Source organism: Massilia niastensis DSM 21313 (genome assembly GCF_000382345.1).
GTDB classification, from domain to species: domain Bacteria; phylum Pseudomonadota; class Gammaproteobacteria; order Burkholderiales; family Burkholderiaceae_D; genus Telluria; species Telluria niastensis.
On sequence record NZ_KB908085.1, the window covers coordinates 84,671 to 99,222 of the forward strand.

At 66.8% G+C, this 14,552-nt stretch carries 12 protein-coding genes; 11 read left to right on the top strand and 1 reads right to left on the bottom strand.

The genetic code is table 11. From position 1 onward, the window contains the following. Nucleotides 1-22 precede the first annotated feature (22 nt). From H162_RS0108000 to H162_RS0108045, 10 genes are all read left to right on the top strand, one after another. Entirely contained in the window at nucleotides 23-1,180 is a 1,158-nt protein-coding gene (locus tag H162_RS0108000; protein ID WP_020652934.1) for an LLM class flavin-dependent oxidoreductase, read from the top strand. A gap of 532 nt (nucleotides 1,181-1,712) precedes the next feature. Beyond that, nucleotides 1,713-4,145, top strand: coding sequence for a TonB-dependent receptor (locus tag H162_RS0108005; protein ID WP_020652935.1), 2,433 nt, complete (start codon nucleotides 1,713-1,715; stop codon nucleotides 4,143-4,145). 173 nt (nucleotides 4,146-4,318) lie between these two features. Next, nucleotides 4,319-5,062 (top strand): class II aldolase/adducin family protein, encoded by a 744-nt coding sequence (locus tag H162_RS0108010; RefSeq protein ID WP_020652936.1) that lies wholly within the window; start codon nucleotides 4,319-4,321, stop codon nucleotides 5,060-5,062. Between the two features lie 39 nt (nucleotides 5,063-5,101). After that, nucleotides 5,102-6,181: an ABC transporter substrate-binding protein gene (locus H162_RS0108015; protein WP_169444455.1), complete on the top strand. Its 1,080-nt coding sequence runs from the start codon at nucleotides 5,102-5,104 to the stop codon at nucleotides 6,179-6,181. Beyond that, nucleotides 6,178-7,077: an ABC transporter permease gene (locus H162_RS0108020; protein ID WP_020652938.1), complete on the top strand. Its 900-nt coding sequence runs from the start codon at nucleotides 6,178-6,180 to the stop codon at nucleotides 7,075-7,077. The genes H162_RS0108015 and H162_RS0108020 overlap by 4 nt, the downstream gene beginning before the upstream one ends. Before the next feature lie 13 nt (nucleotides 7,078-7,090). After that, nucleotides 7,091-7,864 (top strand): ABC transporter permease, encoded by a 774-nt coding sequence (locus tag H162_RS0108025; RefSeq protein ID WP_051109898.1) that lies wholly within the window; start codon nucleotides 7,091-7,093, stop codon nucleotides 7,862-7,864. Then, nucleotides 7,861-9,075, top strand: coding sequence for an MFS transporter (locus H162_RS0108030; RefSeq protein WP_020652940.1), 1,215 nt, complete (start codon nucleotides 7,861-7,863; stop codon nucleotides 9,073-9,075). The genes H162_RS0108025 and H162_RS0108030 overlap by 4 nt, the downstream gene beginning before the upstream one ends. Next, entirely contained in the window at nucleotides 9,072-9,929 is an 858-nt protein-coding gene (locus tag H162_RS0108035; protein WP_020652941.1) for an ABC transporter ATP-binding protein, read from the top strand. Before H162_RS0108030 ends, H162_RS0108035 begins: the two co-directional genes overlap by 4 nt. A 46-nt stretch (nucleotides 9,930-9,975) precedes the next feature. Then, nucleotides 9,976-10,593, top strand: coding sequence for a tRNA-uridine aminocarboxypropyltransferase (locus tag H162_RS0108040; RefSeq protein WP_020652942.1), 618 nt, complete (start codon nucleotides 9,976-9,978; stop codon nucleotides 10,591-10,593). Between the two features lie 95 nt (nucleotides 10,594-10,688). Then, the gene (locus tag H162_RS0108045) at nucleotides 10,689-11,810 is read left to right on the top strand and encodes a PA0069 family radical SAM protein (protein WP_020652943.1); all 1,122 of its coding nucleotides are present in this window, start codon (nucleotides 10,689-10,691) and stop codon (nucleotides 11,808-11,810) included. Between the two features lie 33 nt (nucleotides 11,811-11,843). Here H162_RS0108045 and H162_RS0108050 read toward each other — a convergent pair whose 3' ends face one another. Beyond that, entirely contained in the window at nucleotides 11,844-12,824 is a 981-nt protein-coding gene (locus H162_RS0108050) for a LysR substrate-binding domain-containing protein (protein WP_020652944.1), read from the bottom strand. Nucleotides 12,825-13,112: 288 nt separating this feature from the next. On the opposite strand from H162_RS0108050, the gene H162_RS0108055 reads away from it, so the two are divergent. Further along, entirely contained in the window at nucleotides 13,113-14,432 is a 1,320-nt protein-coding gene (locus H162_RS0108055) for an NAD(P)/FAD-dependent oxidoreductase (protein WP_026354389.1), read from the top strand. Nucleotides 14,433-14,552: the final 120 nt, after the last annotated feature.

Sequence of the window (14,552 nt, forward strand, 5' to 3'; positions counted from 1 at the left end):
ATCCATCCAACGGACAACCACCATGACCATCGATATCTTCTGGCGCATTCCCACCCATGGCGAACCGAGTTCGCACCGCAGCCGCGCGCCGCATCGCGGCGACTGGTTCCCCGGCAACGACAACCTGCGCGAGGCCAGCCTTGCCGGCGGCAGGGGCGGTTTCAGCTACATCGACTATATCGCCGAGATCGCCCATGCGGCCGAGATCTCCGGCTTCCAGGGCGGCCTGATCCCGTCCTTCCCGATGACCGACGAACCGTGGGTGATCTCCTCGCTGCTGGCGCGCGAGACCAGCAGCTTCCGCTTCATGATCCCGTTCCAGCCGGGCTTCCTGAACCCGGTGGTGGCGGCGCGCATGACCGCCAGCCTGCAACGCGCCACCGGCGGCAGGGCCTTGTACAACGTGATCACCGGCGGCGGCGGGCCGGCGCAGCTGTGGTGGGGCGATCCGGCCGGCCACGACGACCGCTACACCCGCACCACCGAGTTCCTCGATGTCGTGCGCGGCGTCTGGCGCGGCGGACCGTTCTCCTACCAGGGCAAGTTCTACCAGGTCGAGGACGCGGGCCTGGCGCATCCGCTGTCGGAGCAGGACTTCCCGGAGATCTACTTCTCAGGTTCTTCCGACGCGGCGCTGGCGTCGGCGTCGAAACATGCCGACTACTACCTCACCTGGCTCGAGCCGTTCGAGCAGCTGCGCGAGAAATTCGCGCGGGTCAAGGAGAGGACCGAGCGCCTGGGCCGCAAGATCAAGTGCGCGGTGCGGGTCGACATCGTGGCGCGTCCGACCGAGGAAGAGGCGTGGGCGGAAGTCGCCAAGGGCTTCGCGAACGTGGACAAGGCCACGCTCGACCAGTTCCTGGGCGTGGACGGCAGCGACTCGGTGGGCGCGGCGCGCCAGCGCGGCAACCGCCCGACGACACTCAGCAGCTACAAGGACCTGATCGTCGAGCCGAACATCTGGTCCGGCTTCAACCTGCTGCGCGGCGGCCAGACCCAGGGCATCGTCGGCAGCTACCAGCAGGTCGCCGAGCGGCTGGACCAGCTGGTGCAACTCGGCGCCGACGCCTTCATCCTGGCCAGCACGCCGCACCTGGAGGAAGCCTACCGGGTGGGCGAGGAAGTGCTGCCGCTGGTACGCGGGCATGGCGGCCAACAACTGCTGCGCGCCGTCGGCTAAGCACCGCTGCCGACGCAGCCTGCGACCCGGCCGGAGCAATCCGGCCGGGTTTTTTTGTTGGCCATTCAGGGTCAGGTCTGTCATTCGGACACCGATGGAACACCTTTGCTCTATCTTCAAATGCTGGTTTGTTTATCCCAAACTCGTCAATGCTCGGCTCACATTGATCACCGAAACCCGCGCATCACGGACAAGGTCGGAAAGAGGAAAAGAGTCTCAGCATACTTAAAGCCGTTTTGAGATTTCGCAAGGATTGTGCGTCCATGTCCGAATGACAGACCTGACCCTGAATGCCGCATTTCGTCCTGCTCATCTGTGAAGAATTTTTTTTGTGCGGTCACCGTGTCGACGCTGTCCCTTGTGCGCTGTTCCTCGCGCGGCAGCCGGCTTGCGCTGCACTGCACCAATTCCAACAACCGCTCCTGAATTGCTAGCAAATCAGCACAAAAAGCCCCGGTCCGGGCTGCTTTTCCCCGGCACGGAGCTTGCGAAGAAAGAAAGCATCCAATCACCGTTTCCAATAAGGATGCATATGCGCAGTTCGAACTCCTCCGCCCAGGCCGGGCAAGCCGCCGTCTTCCCTCAAACCCTGCTGGTGCGTGCCTTGCGCGCCGCCTTCGCCGTGGCGCTCGGCTCCGGCGCCATGGCCGGCATGGCGCATGCCGGTCCGGCCGACGCCCCGGCCGCGGAAGCCGCGCCTGCGGATGCCGGGGCGGGGACCGCGGATAGCGGCGCATTCGAAGCGGCGCCCGAACCCGCGGGAGCGGGCGCCGGTGTCGTGCTGCAGACCGTCACCGTGACCGCGCAAAAGCGCGAAGGACGCGCCCAGGACGTGCCGAGCGCGATCAGCGTGCTGGGCGGGGCGGAGCTGCTGGCCGAAGGCGTGGGCCGCTCGGCCAGCGAGATCCTCAACTATGTGCCGAACGCCTCGGCCGGCACCCAGCAGCACAGCCGCCCGCGCTGGTGGATCCGCGGGGTCGGCGCCGGCCAGCAGCAGCTCGATTTCCCGAACCCGGTGGGCTTCTACCGCGACGACGTCTATATCAGCAACTCGAGCGCCACCGGCTTCCCGCTGTTCGACCTCGAGCGCGTCGAAGTGCTGCGCGGCCCGCAGGGTACGCTGTGGGGCAAGAACACCACCGGCGGCGCCATCAACGTGGTGTCGCGCAAGCCGACCGACTACACGGACGGCTATTTCAAGGCCGACTACAGCAGCAATGAAACCGTCCTGCTGCAAGGCGCGCTGGGCGGCAGCATCGCCGGCGACGTCCTGGCCGGGCGCCTGTCCTTCCACTCGGAAGAGCAGCGCGAAGGCAACTTCAACAACCTGTTCAAGGGCAGCAAGGACGGAGAGCTCAATGACAATGCGGTGCGCGGCCAGCTGCGCGCGAAGATCAATCGCGACTTCACCGCCAACCTGTCGCTGCACTACCGCGACTACCAGGTCGACGGCGCGACCACCACGACGGGCAGCTACGCGGCCAACGGCTTGTACCGGAACGGCTACTTCCCCAGCGCGAATCCGAAGGATGTCAGCACCAACGCACCCTCGGTCCAGAACATCGAGCAGCGCGGCGCCAACCTGACCCTGGACCACGGCTTCGGCGACTACGCGCTGACCTCGGTGACCGGCTACGAGGACTTCGAGTCCGACAACCTGGGCGATTCGGACAACACGCCGCTCGAGATCAGCCGCGGCCGCACCCAGGCGCGCAGCCGCCAGTTCTCGCAGGAGCTGCGCCTGGCCTCGCCCAAGGCGGACCGGGTCGACTGGGTCGGCGGCCTGCATTACTTCCGGGAGACCATCGACTCGGATGCGGCGGTGGCGCGCCTGCCCGAGGCGCAGGCCGCCGGCCTGGCCGGCAGCACCCAGCCGGTCGGCTACAACAACACGGTCTACAAGCACAAGACGCGCAGCTTCGCCGTGTTCGGCAGCGCCACCGTCGACTTCACCGACCGGCTGCTGGCCACGTTTGGTGTGCGCTGGACCACCGAGACCAAGGACCTCGACCTGCGCCGGGTGCAGGCCGCTTCCGGTTCGGTGGCCTTCGGCAGCGCCGACGACTGGTGGAACAGCGTCATCGGCGGCAACTACGCGGCGCCCGCCGTCGCGCGCAACAACTTCAGCTCGAACCCGTCGACCACCTGGCGCGCCTGGACCTACGACTTCACCCCGCAGTACAAGATCGACGACAACAAGCGCGTCTACCTCAAGTACGCGCACGGCATCAAGTCCGGGGGCTACAACACCAGCGCCACCGATGTGCGCGCCCTGAACACTGTGGAGCCGGAGGAACTCGACTCGCTCGAGCTGGGCCTGAAGTCGGAATGGCTGGGCAGGCGCCTGAACCTGAACGCCAACCTGTTCTACTACGATTACCGCAACGTGCAGGTCAACATCACCGGCATCTTCAACGGCGATCCGACCCAGACCGTGAACTACCTGCAGAACGTGGAGCGCGCGCACGTGGCCGGCGCCGAACTCGAACTCGAGGCGCGCCCGACCGACGCACTGCACCTGCAGGCCAGCGTCGGCCTGCTGCGCACCCAGTTCGACCGCTTCCAGATCCAGAACAATGGCGGCACCCGCAACGGCAACGAGTTCGTCCGCTCGCCCCACGTCACCGCGCTGCTGGCCGCCGACTACCGGATCCCGCTGGCCGGCGGAGGCAAGATCGTGATCGGCGCCGACGCCCACTACACCGGCAAGCAGTTCTACTATGTCGACCCGCAGACGCCGTCGCGCTACCTGCTGAACCAGCCCGGCTACACGCTGACCAATGCGCGCATCATCTACACGGCGCCGGGCGGCCACCACGTGTTCACGGTGTATGCCGACAACATCGCCGACAAGGTCTACAAGAACCACACGCTGACGGCCTTCGTGCCGGGGACCACCAACGGCGACGTGATCTATTGGGCCCCTGGCCGCAGGGCGGGCGCCTCGTACACCTATCACTTCTAGGCGCGCCTGTTGAGGGCGCAGCAGCAGCGCCAGGCGACGCTGCTGGCCAGCCAACACTTGCCCCCATGGCCTGCTGGCAGCCGCGCATGCACCCGGCGCGGCAGGCGGGCCAAGGCTGGCACACCGTTTGCAAGACAGTAGCCATCAGTCCACCAACCATCGGAGCACCATTCATGAGCGACACCGCAGAAGCAGTCAAACCCGACACCGCCACCCGCCTGAACGAGAAGGTCCTGGCCTTCGTCGAACAGACCCGCAAGGATGCCCAGCTGGCCTTCAGCGCCCTGCGCGAGACCGGCAGCCTGACCGCCTTCGGCACCGTCGGCTTCGTCGAGCGCGTGCCGGGCGAAGACCTGGTCGTGATCGTCAACGACCCGGGCCCGTTCCGCAAAGGCGAGCCGCTGGTGGCCACCGTGGCCGGCCTGGACGGCACCGTCCACGCCGGCAATGGCGGCGCCGGCGCCGGGCGCTACCTGAAACTGTTCCGCACCCATCCGGACGTGACCACCATCTCGCACGTGCACTCGCCGGCGCTGGGCGCCTGGGCGCAGACCCATCGCACGCTGCCGATCCGCTACGTGCCGGTGCAGCGCTTCCAGCTGATCCGCGAAATCCCGATCTACATCGACCGCCGCCAGCCGGAGGTCGACTTCATCCTCGACGAGATCGCGAAGAACACGCATGCGACCGCGATCCTGGAAGCCAACGGCGGTTCGACCGTGTGGGGCAAGCAGGGACTGCTGAAAACCGCTGAGTTCATCCTGCTGCTGGAAGAGGGCGCGAAGATCCAGATCCAGGCCGAGGCCATCGGCGGCTCGCGCGACTTCGGTCCCGGCGTCCTGCTGCAGCAGTGGAAGATGAGCAAGCTGATCGAGCAGGCGCGCTCGCTGTCGCTGCTGCCTGCGACCGACCTGTAAGCGCGCCAGTCGCGCCATCCAGCAACGAGGATTTCAATGATGCCTGATTCAAGATTTGATGTGCAGCGCCGCAGGGCCGGCCTGCTGGGGGTGGCGCTGGTTGCGCTGCTGGCGCCGTTCCCGGTCCGGGCCGCGGAACCCTTGCCGGATGCGCTGAGGATCGCCGCCGTCTCGCGCACCGGACCGTCGGGCAAGACCTTGTTCTCGGGTTCCTCGGCGCTGGTGGCGGAGCAGGGCTGGCTGGCCGCCGAACTGGGCAAGCTCGGCGTCAAGCTGCAATGGGTGCCGGTGACCACCAACTCGGTGGCGGTCCAGGTCAACGAGGCCTTCGCCAACAAGTCGATCGACTTCGCCCACTACGGCGACCTGCCGTCCATCATCGCCAACGCGTCCGGCCTGCGCACCCAGCTGGTCGTCCCCGGCGGCAGCATGAACAACACCTACCTGGTGGTGCCGGCGCATTCGACGGCCCGTTCGATCAAGGACCTGAAGGGCAAGAAGATCGCCCTGCATCGCGGCCGGCCCTGGGAATTCCCGTTCTCGCGCCTGCTCGCGGCGAATGGCATGAGCCAGAAGGACGTGCGGATCCTGAACCTCAACCCGCAGGCCGGCGCCTCGGCGCTCGCCAGCGGCAGCGCCGACGCCTTCTTCACGCTGAGCGACGCCTTCCTGCTCGAGGACAAGAAGGTCGGCAAGATCATCTGGTCCAGCAAGCAGGCGCCGCAGGACTGGAAGATGCGCGCCGAACTGTGGGGCGACAGCGCCTTCCTGAAGAAGTATCCGCAGCTGGCCCAGCTGGTCGCGACCGCCTACGTGAAGGCGCACCAGAAGGTCGCCGGCGGCAATGGACGCGAGGACTACATCCAGCATGAAGTGGCGGCCGGCCACGCGCGCAGCCTGATTGAACGCGAGATGGAGGGCGACACCACCAAGTGGAACGAACGCTGGGCGCCGCTGTTCACTCCCGAGCTGCGGGCCCACTACGCCGCCGGCGCGGCCTACGCGCAGCAGGCCCGCCTGATCGGCAAGCCACTCGATACCAGCGGCCTGTATGCGCCCCAGTTCGTGGAGCAGGCGCTGGTGCAGCTCAAGCTGCAGAACTACTGGGCCGGGCGATGAATCCGGGCGCCATCTCGCCAGGCGCGCGCGGCTTGCCGCCAGCCGTGCGCGCCAGGAAGGCGGTGCAGCCGGAGCGCACCGAACCGCCCAGCGCCGCTCCCGTGCGCGCCGCCCGGCCGCGCGCACGGCGCGGCCTGCTCGAGCGCTGGCTGTCCTGGCGCTGGTCGGCCTGGACCTCGCCCCTGCTGGTGCTGGCGGCCTGGGTCATCGCCACGGCGCTGGAATGGGCGCCCGAACAGATCCTGGTGCCGCCGCTGCAGGTGCTGGCGAGCGCCTGGGAGCTGGCCGACAGCGGGGAACTGGGCGAGCACGTCTCGATCAGCCTGGTGCGCCTGCTGTCCGGCTTCCTGATCGGCAGCGCGGCCGGCATCGTCTTCGGCCTGCTGGTCGGCCTGTCGCCGCGCCTGGACGCGTACACGGCGCCGAGCTTCCAGGTGCTGCGCCAGATCCCGTCGGTGGCGCTGATCCCCTTGTTCATCCTGGTGTTCGGCATCGGCGAAACCTTCAAGCTGGTCATCGTCGCCAAGGCCAGTTTCTTCATCGTGGCGCTGGCCGTGCACGATGCGGTCACGGGCCTGCCGGCCCGCTATGCCGAAGTGGCGGCCGTGCTGCGCTTCTCGCGCCTGCAGGTGATCCGCAAGGTGGTGCTGCCGGCCATCGTGCCGGCCACCCTGACCGGGGTGCGGATCGCGCTCGGGCGCTCGTGGATGGTGCTGGTGGGGGCGGAGCTGCTGGCCGCCGAGAACGGCCTGGGGCAGATGATGGAAATGGCGCGCCAGATGTTCCGGCTGGATGTCGTCATGGTCGGGGTGGTGCTGACCGGCCTGATCGGCGTCACGCTCGACCGTGGATTCCGCCTCCTCGAGGCTTACCTGATGCGCTGGCAGCGCCGTTGATGCAGGAGCGACGATGAAACCGATATTGACCGCGGTGGCCGGCCCGCTGCGCGGATTGCTGTTGCCGGCGCTCCTGCTGCTGGCCTGGCAGTGGGCATCCGGCAGGGGCGCCAGCGCCGCCTACGTGTTCGTGCCGTTGGAGCAGCTGTGGGACGGCCTGCGCGAGCTGCTCGCCAGCGGCACGCTGGCGCTGCACGTCGGCGCCAGCCTGGAACGGGCCCTGACCGGGCTCGCATGCGGCGCCTTGCTGGGCATCGCGACCGGGACCCTGATGGCGCAGTCGCGCATCGCCGAGCGCCTGGTCGGGCCGCTGTTCCACAGCATCCGCCAGGTGCCGCTGCTCGGCCTGGTGCCCCTGATCGCCCTGTGGGCCGGCAGCGGCGAGTTCGCCAAGCTCCTGATCATCGGGATCGCCGCCTTCTATCCGACCGTCCTGAATACCTTCGAGGGCATGCGCCAGGTCGATGTGCGCTACCGCGAAGTCGGGGCCATGCTCACCCTGACGCGCGGCCAGATGTTCCGCCACGTGCTGCTGCCGGCCGCGCTGCCGGCGATGATCACCGGCGTCACCCACGCCCAGGTGTTCGCCTGGCTGGCCTGCCTCGGCGGCGAGCTGCTGTTCGCCGCGGCGCCGGGCATCGGCTCGCTGCTGCAGACCAGCGAGCAGGCGGGCCGGATGGACGCGGTGCTGCTGTCGGTGCTGGTCATCGCCCTGCTGGCGCAGGCATTGAACCTGCTGTTCACGCGCGCCGCGCGGCTGCTGGTGCGCGGAAGGACCAGCCAGTGAGCGGCGCCGGTCCAATCGCGGCGCCGCTGCATGGCGCGGACGAGTTGCGCCGCTTCCTGGTCGGCTTCATCGGCCTGACCCTGCTGTCCGGGATGACGATCGGGATGAACAAGGTGCTGGCCACGATGTTCGGCCTGCACCTCGGCGTCAGCAACTTCCAGCTGGCCCTGATCAGCAGCGCGGAAAGCTGCGCCATGGCGCTCGGTACGCTCCCGGCCGGGAGGATCCTCGCGCGCGGCAACCCGAAATACCTGTATGCCGGCGTCAGCCTGAGCTTGTCGGCCCTGTTCTGCATCCTGCCCTGGCTCCCCGGCTGGCAGTGGGTCGCCTTGCTGATGTTCCTGGTCGGCCTGTGCATCGCATTGCGCGTGGTCGCGATGAGCACCGTGTTCCTGGTGCGCCTGCCCGAGCTCGGGCAGGGCAAGGCCGGCTGGTACAAGGGCACCTTGACCTTCGGGATGCAGTTCGCCGGTCCGCTCACGGGCAACTACCTGATCGCGCACCTGGGACTGACGGCAGGCTTCTTTGTCTCGGCGCTGATGTTCGCGATCCTCGCCGTGCTGGGCTGGCAGGTGCTGCCCTCGCATGCCGGCCACCGCGCCGGCGCGGCGCGCGATGCTTCGGGCTGGCGCGAGCTGCTGCGCCTGCCGGCGGTGCGCAACACCTACCTGTTCGAGGTGCTGGCCAGCTTTACCGCATCGAGCGTCGGCGTGTTCTCGATCCTGCTCGCGATCCAGGTGCTGCACTGGCCGCACGAACACGCGGTCTGGCTGATGGCGGTGCAGGGGCTGAGCTTCGTGGCGGTGCTGTTCGGTCTCGGCAACGCCGTGCTGGGTAGCCGTCACCGGGAACGCTATTACGGCGGCGCCCACCTGGCGATCATGGCCGCGCTGCTGCTGCTCGGGCTGTTGCCGTCGACCGCCAGCTACCTGTGCGCATCAAGCCTGCTGGGCCTGGGACTGGGGATCAACACGCTCGTCAACACCAACCGGATCGCCCATGCGCCGGTCGACAAGGCGCGCGTCTCGGCCCACCTGACCCTGTTCGGGATGGCGGCGGGGACGCTGGGCGCGCTGGCGGCCGGCCGCCTGGGGGACCTGATCGGACTGCGGCAGGTGTTCCTGCTGTGGCTCCTGCCATGGCTCGCCGCCTGGCTGTTCTATCACTTCCGCGCGGCGCCGGCCGCCGCGGTACAAGGAGAAAGCATATGAGTGGAATACACGCCCCGCTGGCGGGGGAAAGCCGCCAGGTCGCCCGTTCACCGCGGCGCGCCGGCGGCCTGCGCATCGAGCATGTCAGCAAATCGTTTCCGCTGAAAGGCGAAGCGCTGCTGGTGCTCGACGATATTTCGCTGACGGTCGAACCGGGCGAGTTCGTCGCCATCGTCGGCGGCTCGGGCTGCGGCAAGTCGACCCTGCTGCGCCTGCTGGCCGGGCTCGACACCGATTACCAGGGCACGCTGCTGCACGACGGCGCGCCGATCCACGGCCCCGACCTGCAGCGCGGCCTGGTCTTCCAGGACCACCGCCTGTTCCCGTGGCTGACGGTGGAGCAGAACATCGCGATGGCGTTCACGAATACCACTGTGCCCGCCGCCGAGCGCCGCTCGCGGGTGGCCGCCGAGATCGCGCGCGTCGGCCTGGACGGCTTCGCCGGGGCTTATCCGCACCAGCTCTCGGGCGGCATGTCGCAGCGCGCGGCGATCGCGCGCGCCCTGGTCGGGCGGCCCGATGTGCTGCTGCTCGACGAGCCGCTCGGCGCGCTCGATGCGCTGACGCGCCTGCACATGCAGCAGGAGCTGCGCCGCCTGTGGCTGGACGAGGGCATCACGATGCTGATGGTGACGCACGATATCGAGGAAGCGGTCTACCTGGCCGACCGGGTCGTCGTGCTCGAAGCGCGCCCGGGGCGGGTCAGGCGCATCCAGGACGTCGCGCTGGCGCATCCGCGCCAGCGCCGCGAGAGCAGCTTCGTCGCGCTGCGCGACGGCCTGCTGGCCGATTTCGGCGAACTGGCGGAGACGCCCGCCCAGCCGGCGCCGTTCGGGGCGGCGACAGCCAGGTAGGCCGGGTTGCCGCCCGCCGGGGCGGGCGCTGCTACAATCGGCGGCCATGAACCAGCCTGCCACCAAACGCCCCGTCTGCGCCACCTGCCTGCGCGCCCGTTCCGCCTGCATCTGCGCCTGGATCGCGCCCGTGCAGGCGCAGGCGGCGCTGCTCATCCTCCAGCATCCGCTCGAGGTGGGCAACGCCAAGAACAGCGCGCGCCTGCTGCACCTGAGCGTCACGGGCAGCGAACTGGCGGTGGGCGAAAGCTTCGAGCCCGGGGCGCTGGAGGCGCTGCTGCATGCGGGCGGGCGCACGCCGGTGCTGCTGTATCCGGACACCCCTGGCGATGCGAACCTGCCGGCGCCGCCGCCCATGCCGCCGCTGCCGGCGCAGGCGCTGCGGCTGGTGCTGCTGGACGCGACCTGGCGCAAGAGCCGCAAGATGCTGTACCTGAACCCTGCGCTGCAGCGCCTGCCGCGGCTGGCGCTGATGGATGCCGCGCCGTCGAACTACCGCATCCGCAAGGCCCATGCGGCGCACCAGCTGTCGACCCTGGAAGCGGCGGCGCAGGCGCTGGGCCAGCTGGAAGGGGAGGACGGCCGCTACCAGGCCCTGCTGGACGCCTTCGATGGCTTTGTGGCGCAGCAAGCCGCCTACACGCCGCACTTGAATTCAGCCTGAGCGCCGCGTAATATACTGTATAAATGTACAGTATGGAGCCAGCCGTGGCCAAACCCGACCAAGCGACCCGCCGAGAGCCTGTGGAGGAGCAAGCAATGCCCGGCCCGCGTCCGCCTGTTGCACGCAAGGGGCGCGGCGCGGTGTCGAACCTGCAGGGGCGCTACGAGGTCAACGGCCGCGAGCGCTTCGACGACGGCTGGGAGCATGACGAGGACGAGGCGCCGGCCCTGCGCACCGTCGTGACCGACGAGGTCGCCAAGAGCATCCTGACCCGCAACACTTCGCCCGACATTCCCTTCAACGTGTCGCTGAATCCCTATCGCGGGTGCGAGCACGGCTGCATCTATTGTTTTGCGCGGCCGACGCACAGCTACCTCGGCCTGTCGCCGGGGCTGGATTTCGAGACCCGCTTGTTCGCCAAGGTGAACGCGGCCGACCTGCTGCGGCGCGAGCTGGCGCGCCCCGGCTACGTGCCCGAGCACATCGCCATCGGCGTCAACACCGACGCCTACCAGCCCTGCGAGCGCGAACGGCGCCTGACGCGCCAGGTGCTGGAAGTGCTGCACGAATGCGGGCACCCGGCGGGCCTGATCACCAAGTCCTCGCTGATCGAGCGCGACATCGACCTGCTGGCGCCGATGGCGGCCCGGCGCCAGGCCTGTGCGGCGATCACCATCACCACGCTCGACCCGCAGATCGCGCGCACCCTGGAGCCGCGCGCCGCCGCGCCGGCGCGGCGCCTGCGCACCATCCGCACCCTGACCGAAGCGGGCATCCCGGTGAGCGTGAGCGTGGCGCCCATCATTCCTTTCGTCACCGAACCCGAGATCGAGCGGATCCTCGAGGCCTCGTTCGAGGCGGGCGCGGTCGGCGCGCACTATGTCGTGCTGCGCCTGCCGCACGAGATCAATCCGCTGTTCCACGAATGGCTGGAAGCCCACTTCCCGGAGCGCGCCCAGCGCGTGATGAACCGGGTGCGCGACCTGCGCGGCGGGAAGGACTACGACAGCGACTTCGGCAAGCGCATGAGCGGGGAGGGCGTGTGGGCCGACCTGATCCGCCAGCGCTTCGACAAGACCATCAAGCGGCTCGGCATGAGCGAGCTGAGCGGGCGCTTCGGGCGGCTCGACGGCTCCAAGTTCCGACGGCCGCTGGTGGTGCCGGCGAGCCTGGGCAAGCGGTCTGGCAACGCGGCGGGGCAGCTCGACCTGTTCTAAGCTGGCTGCCCAGATCGAAGGCACGAGCCGCCATTATTCTGCGGAAGTATGCGTGACACCGCTCTGTTCGAAGAACCAGTCCTGGAATCGGTTCAATGCGCTGTCGTCCGCCTTGTCCTCGCGATAGGCAAAGTAATGGCGTGTCTCTTCAAGCACCAACTCCTCTTCGACCGGTTTGGTCAGTTGGCCCTTGTCGATGAGGGGGCGGACCAGGTGGTCAAAGCCCAAGGCAACGCCCTGGTTGCTCAGCACCATGTGGATCAGCACGTTGTAGTCATTGGCGTTGAAGTAGTGTGCGCCATTTCTCAGTCGATCCTCGATGTCCAGGTGATGGATCGCCAGCCATATGCCCCAATCCACGTGCTCGGCAACCTGGGATCGGCCGTAAGGACTCAGGTTCAGTAGCACACCACTTCTCAGTCCCTCGAGGCTGCGAATCTCGGGATGTTCGCTGAGATAGCCCGGCGTGCATACCGGGTAGATCCGGTCGTGGAACAGGGGCCTGCTCACATAGCCATCGCGCACCCGCGCCATCTTGGTGATGAACACGTCCGGTTGGATTCCCGGCTCCAGCGAGAGGAAGTTCTGCGTGGTGACGAGATCGAGGTCGATGTCGGGGTTGGCGCTGAAAAAGCTGGGGAGCCGGGGCGCCATCCACAGTGCCGAGAACGCAGGGGAGCAGCAGAGCACCACCGTGCGCCTGGCGTTGGCGCCGTAGTCTTTCCGGATGCGTGACGCGGCTTGCGCAATGTTGAGAAAAGACAGCTGGGCCGCTTCGAAGAAAATGGATCCAGCAGTCGTCAGCTTGACCGCGCGTCCGACCCGCTCGAACAGGATCGTACCGAGATGCTCTTCGAGTTCCCGGATCTGGCGACTGATCGCGGCCTGCGTCACGCACAAAGCCTCGGCGGCGCGGGTAAAGCTCTGATAGCGCGCAGCTGCGACAAAGCACTTTACCGCCCTCAGTGAAGGCATGTTGAGCAGAGTCTGGTCGGTGGAGAGAGGTTTTTTCATAACGCCATGTTATCAATTCCGCGGACAAAAAGTCGTTTGTGCTTGATTCGTGGCCTCTCTACACTGGGATCACTAACAAAACATTATAGAAGCAGCATCCCGTATTTGCTCATGAATCAACGCCTATCCACCTCCAGGCTGGCGGATAGGGTGTTCGAGAAATAGTACGGCGTTGGATGAGTTGGCTGCCGCACAACTAATCCAAAGCGGGATTCCCTTTGCTGTCGCACTGATTTATTTCTGCAAGGCAGTGTTTGCCGATACTAAAAAAGCAGAAACGGAGACAACATGATCAAAGTAACTGTTACACCCAAAGACGATGCGATGTGCGGTTGGTATCACACCGCCCCGGCCCGCCAGGCCAGGCCCGCGCATACAGGCGAGAAAAACACCCGTTGGGCAGTCGTGGGCGCCGGCTTTACCGGCCTGGCTGCGGCGCGGCAGCTGGCATTGAATTTTCCAGACGAGGAAATCGTCCTGATCGATGCGCAGGAAGTCGGTTTCGGCACCTCGGGCCGCAATGCCGGCTTCGCCATCGACCTGCCTCACGATATTGGCGCCGATGACTATATCGGTGACATCGATATCGCCAGGAGTACCCTCAAGCTTAACCGGCTGGGCCAGGGCATTCTCCATGCGCTCGTCGAGAAGCACGGGATCGATTGCCATATGCGGCCCAGCGGCAAATACCAGGCCGCTGTCGAGAACCGCGGCATTGCGGTGCTGGATGCCTACCGGCGCGGCCTGGACAAACTGGGCGAGCCTTACGAGGTCATCGCGGGCAAGGACCTGCCGGATCACATCGGCACCACGTTCTACCGCCAGGGTCTGTTCACGCCCGGCACCATGCTGCTCCAGCCTTCGGCCCTGGTCAAGGGCCTGGCGGACAGCCTGCCCTCCAACGTGACGCTGTATGAAAACACGGCGATCACCGACGTGGACTATGGCGACAAGGTGGTGCTCAGGCATCCCCGGGGCCGCATCGTCACGGACAAGCTGGTGCTGGCCAACAACGCGTTCGGCGCGCGCTTCGGCTACCTGCAACACACGGTGCTGCCGATGTATCTCTACGCCAGCCTGAGCCGGCCGCTCACCGAAGCCGAACAGGCGCAGTTGGGCGGCAAGGCGTTCTGGGGCGTGATTCCCGCCGATCCGTTCGGCAGCACGGTGCGCCGCACGCACGACAACCGCATCCTGATGCGCAACAGCTTCAGCTTCAACCCGGACCAGCAGTCCAGGCCGCATTGCCTGGAGCGCTTCCTGCACAAGCACCGTCTCTCCTTCGAACGGCGCTTCCCGATGCTGCCGGATGTCGGGTTCGACTACACCTGGAGCGGATCGCTGGCCCTGACGCAAAACCACAAGGGATTCTTCGGCCAGCTCGCGCCGAATGTCTACGGCGCGCTGTTTTGCAACGGACTGGGCGTTACCCGGGGCACCGTCACTGGCACTTTGCTGGCAGACATGATTGCCGGAAAGCGCCATGAACTGATCGACTTCTTACTGTCCACCTCCGGCCCCAATACGCTACCGCCAGAACCGTTTTTATCCATCGGCGTCAATGCCACGCTGTGGTGGGGACAGCGCAAGGCTGGCCAGGAAAGCTGAGTCTCGACGATCGACACCGGTCGTCGATCCAATCGGATGGCTGCAATCCAGTCCGGGAGCTATTCACTAATTAAAACCATTCAGTGCTCTCTCCAGATCGCGGAAGTGATTCGGAAGGAT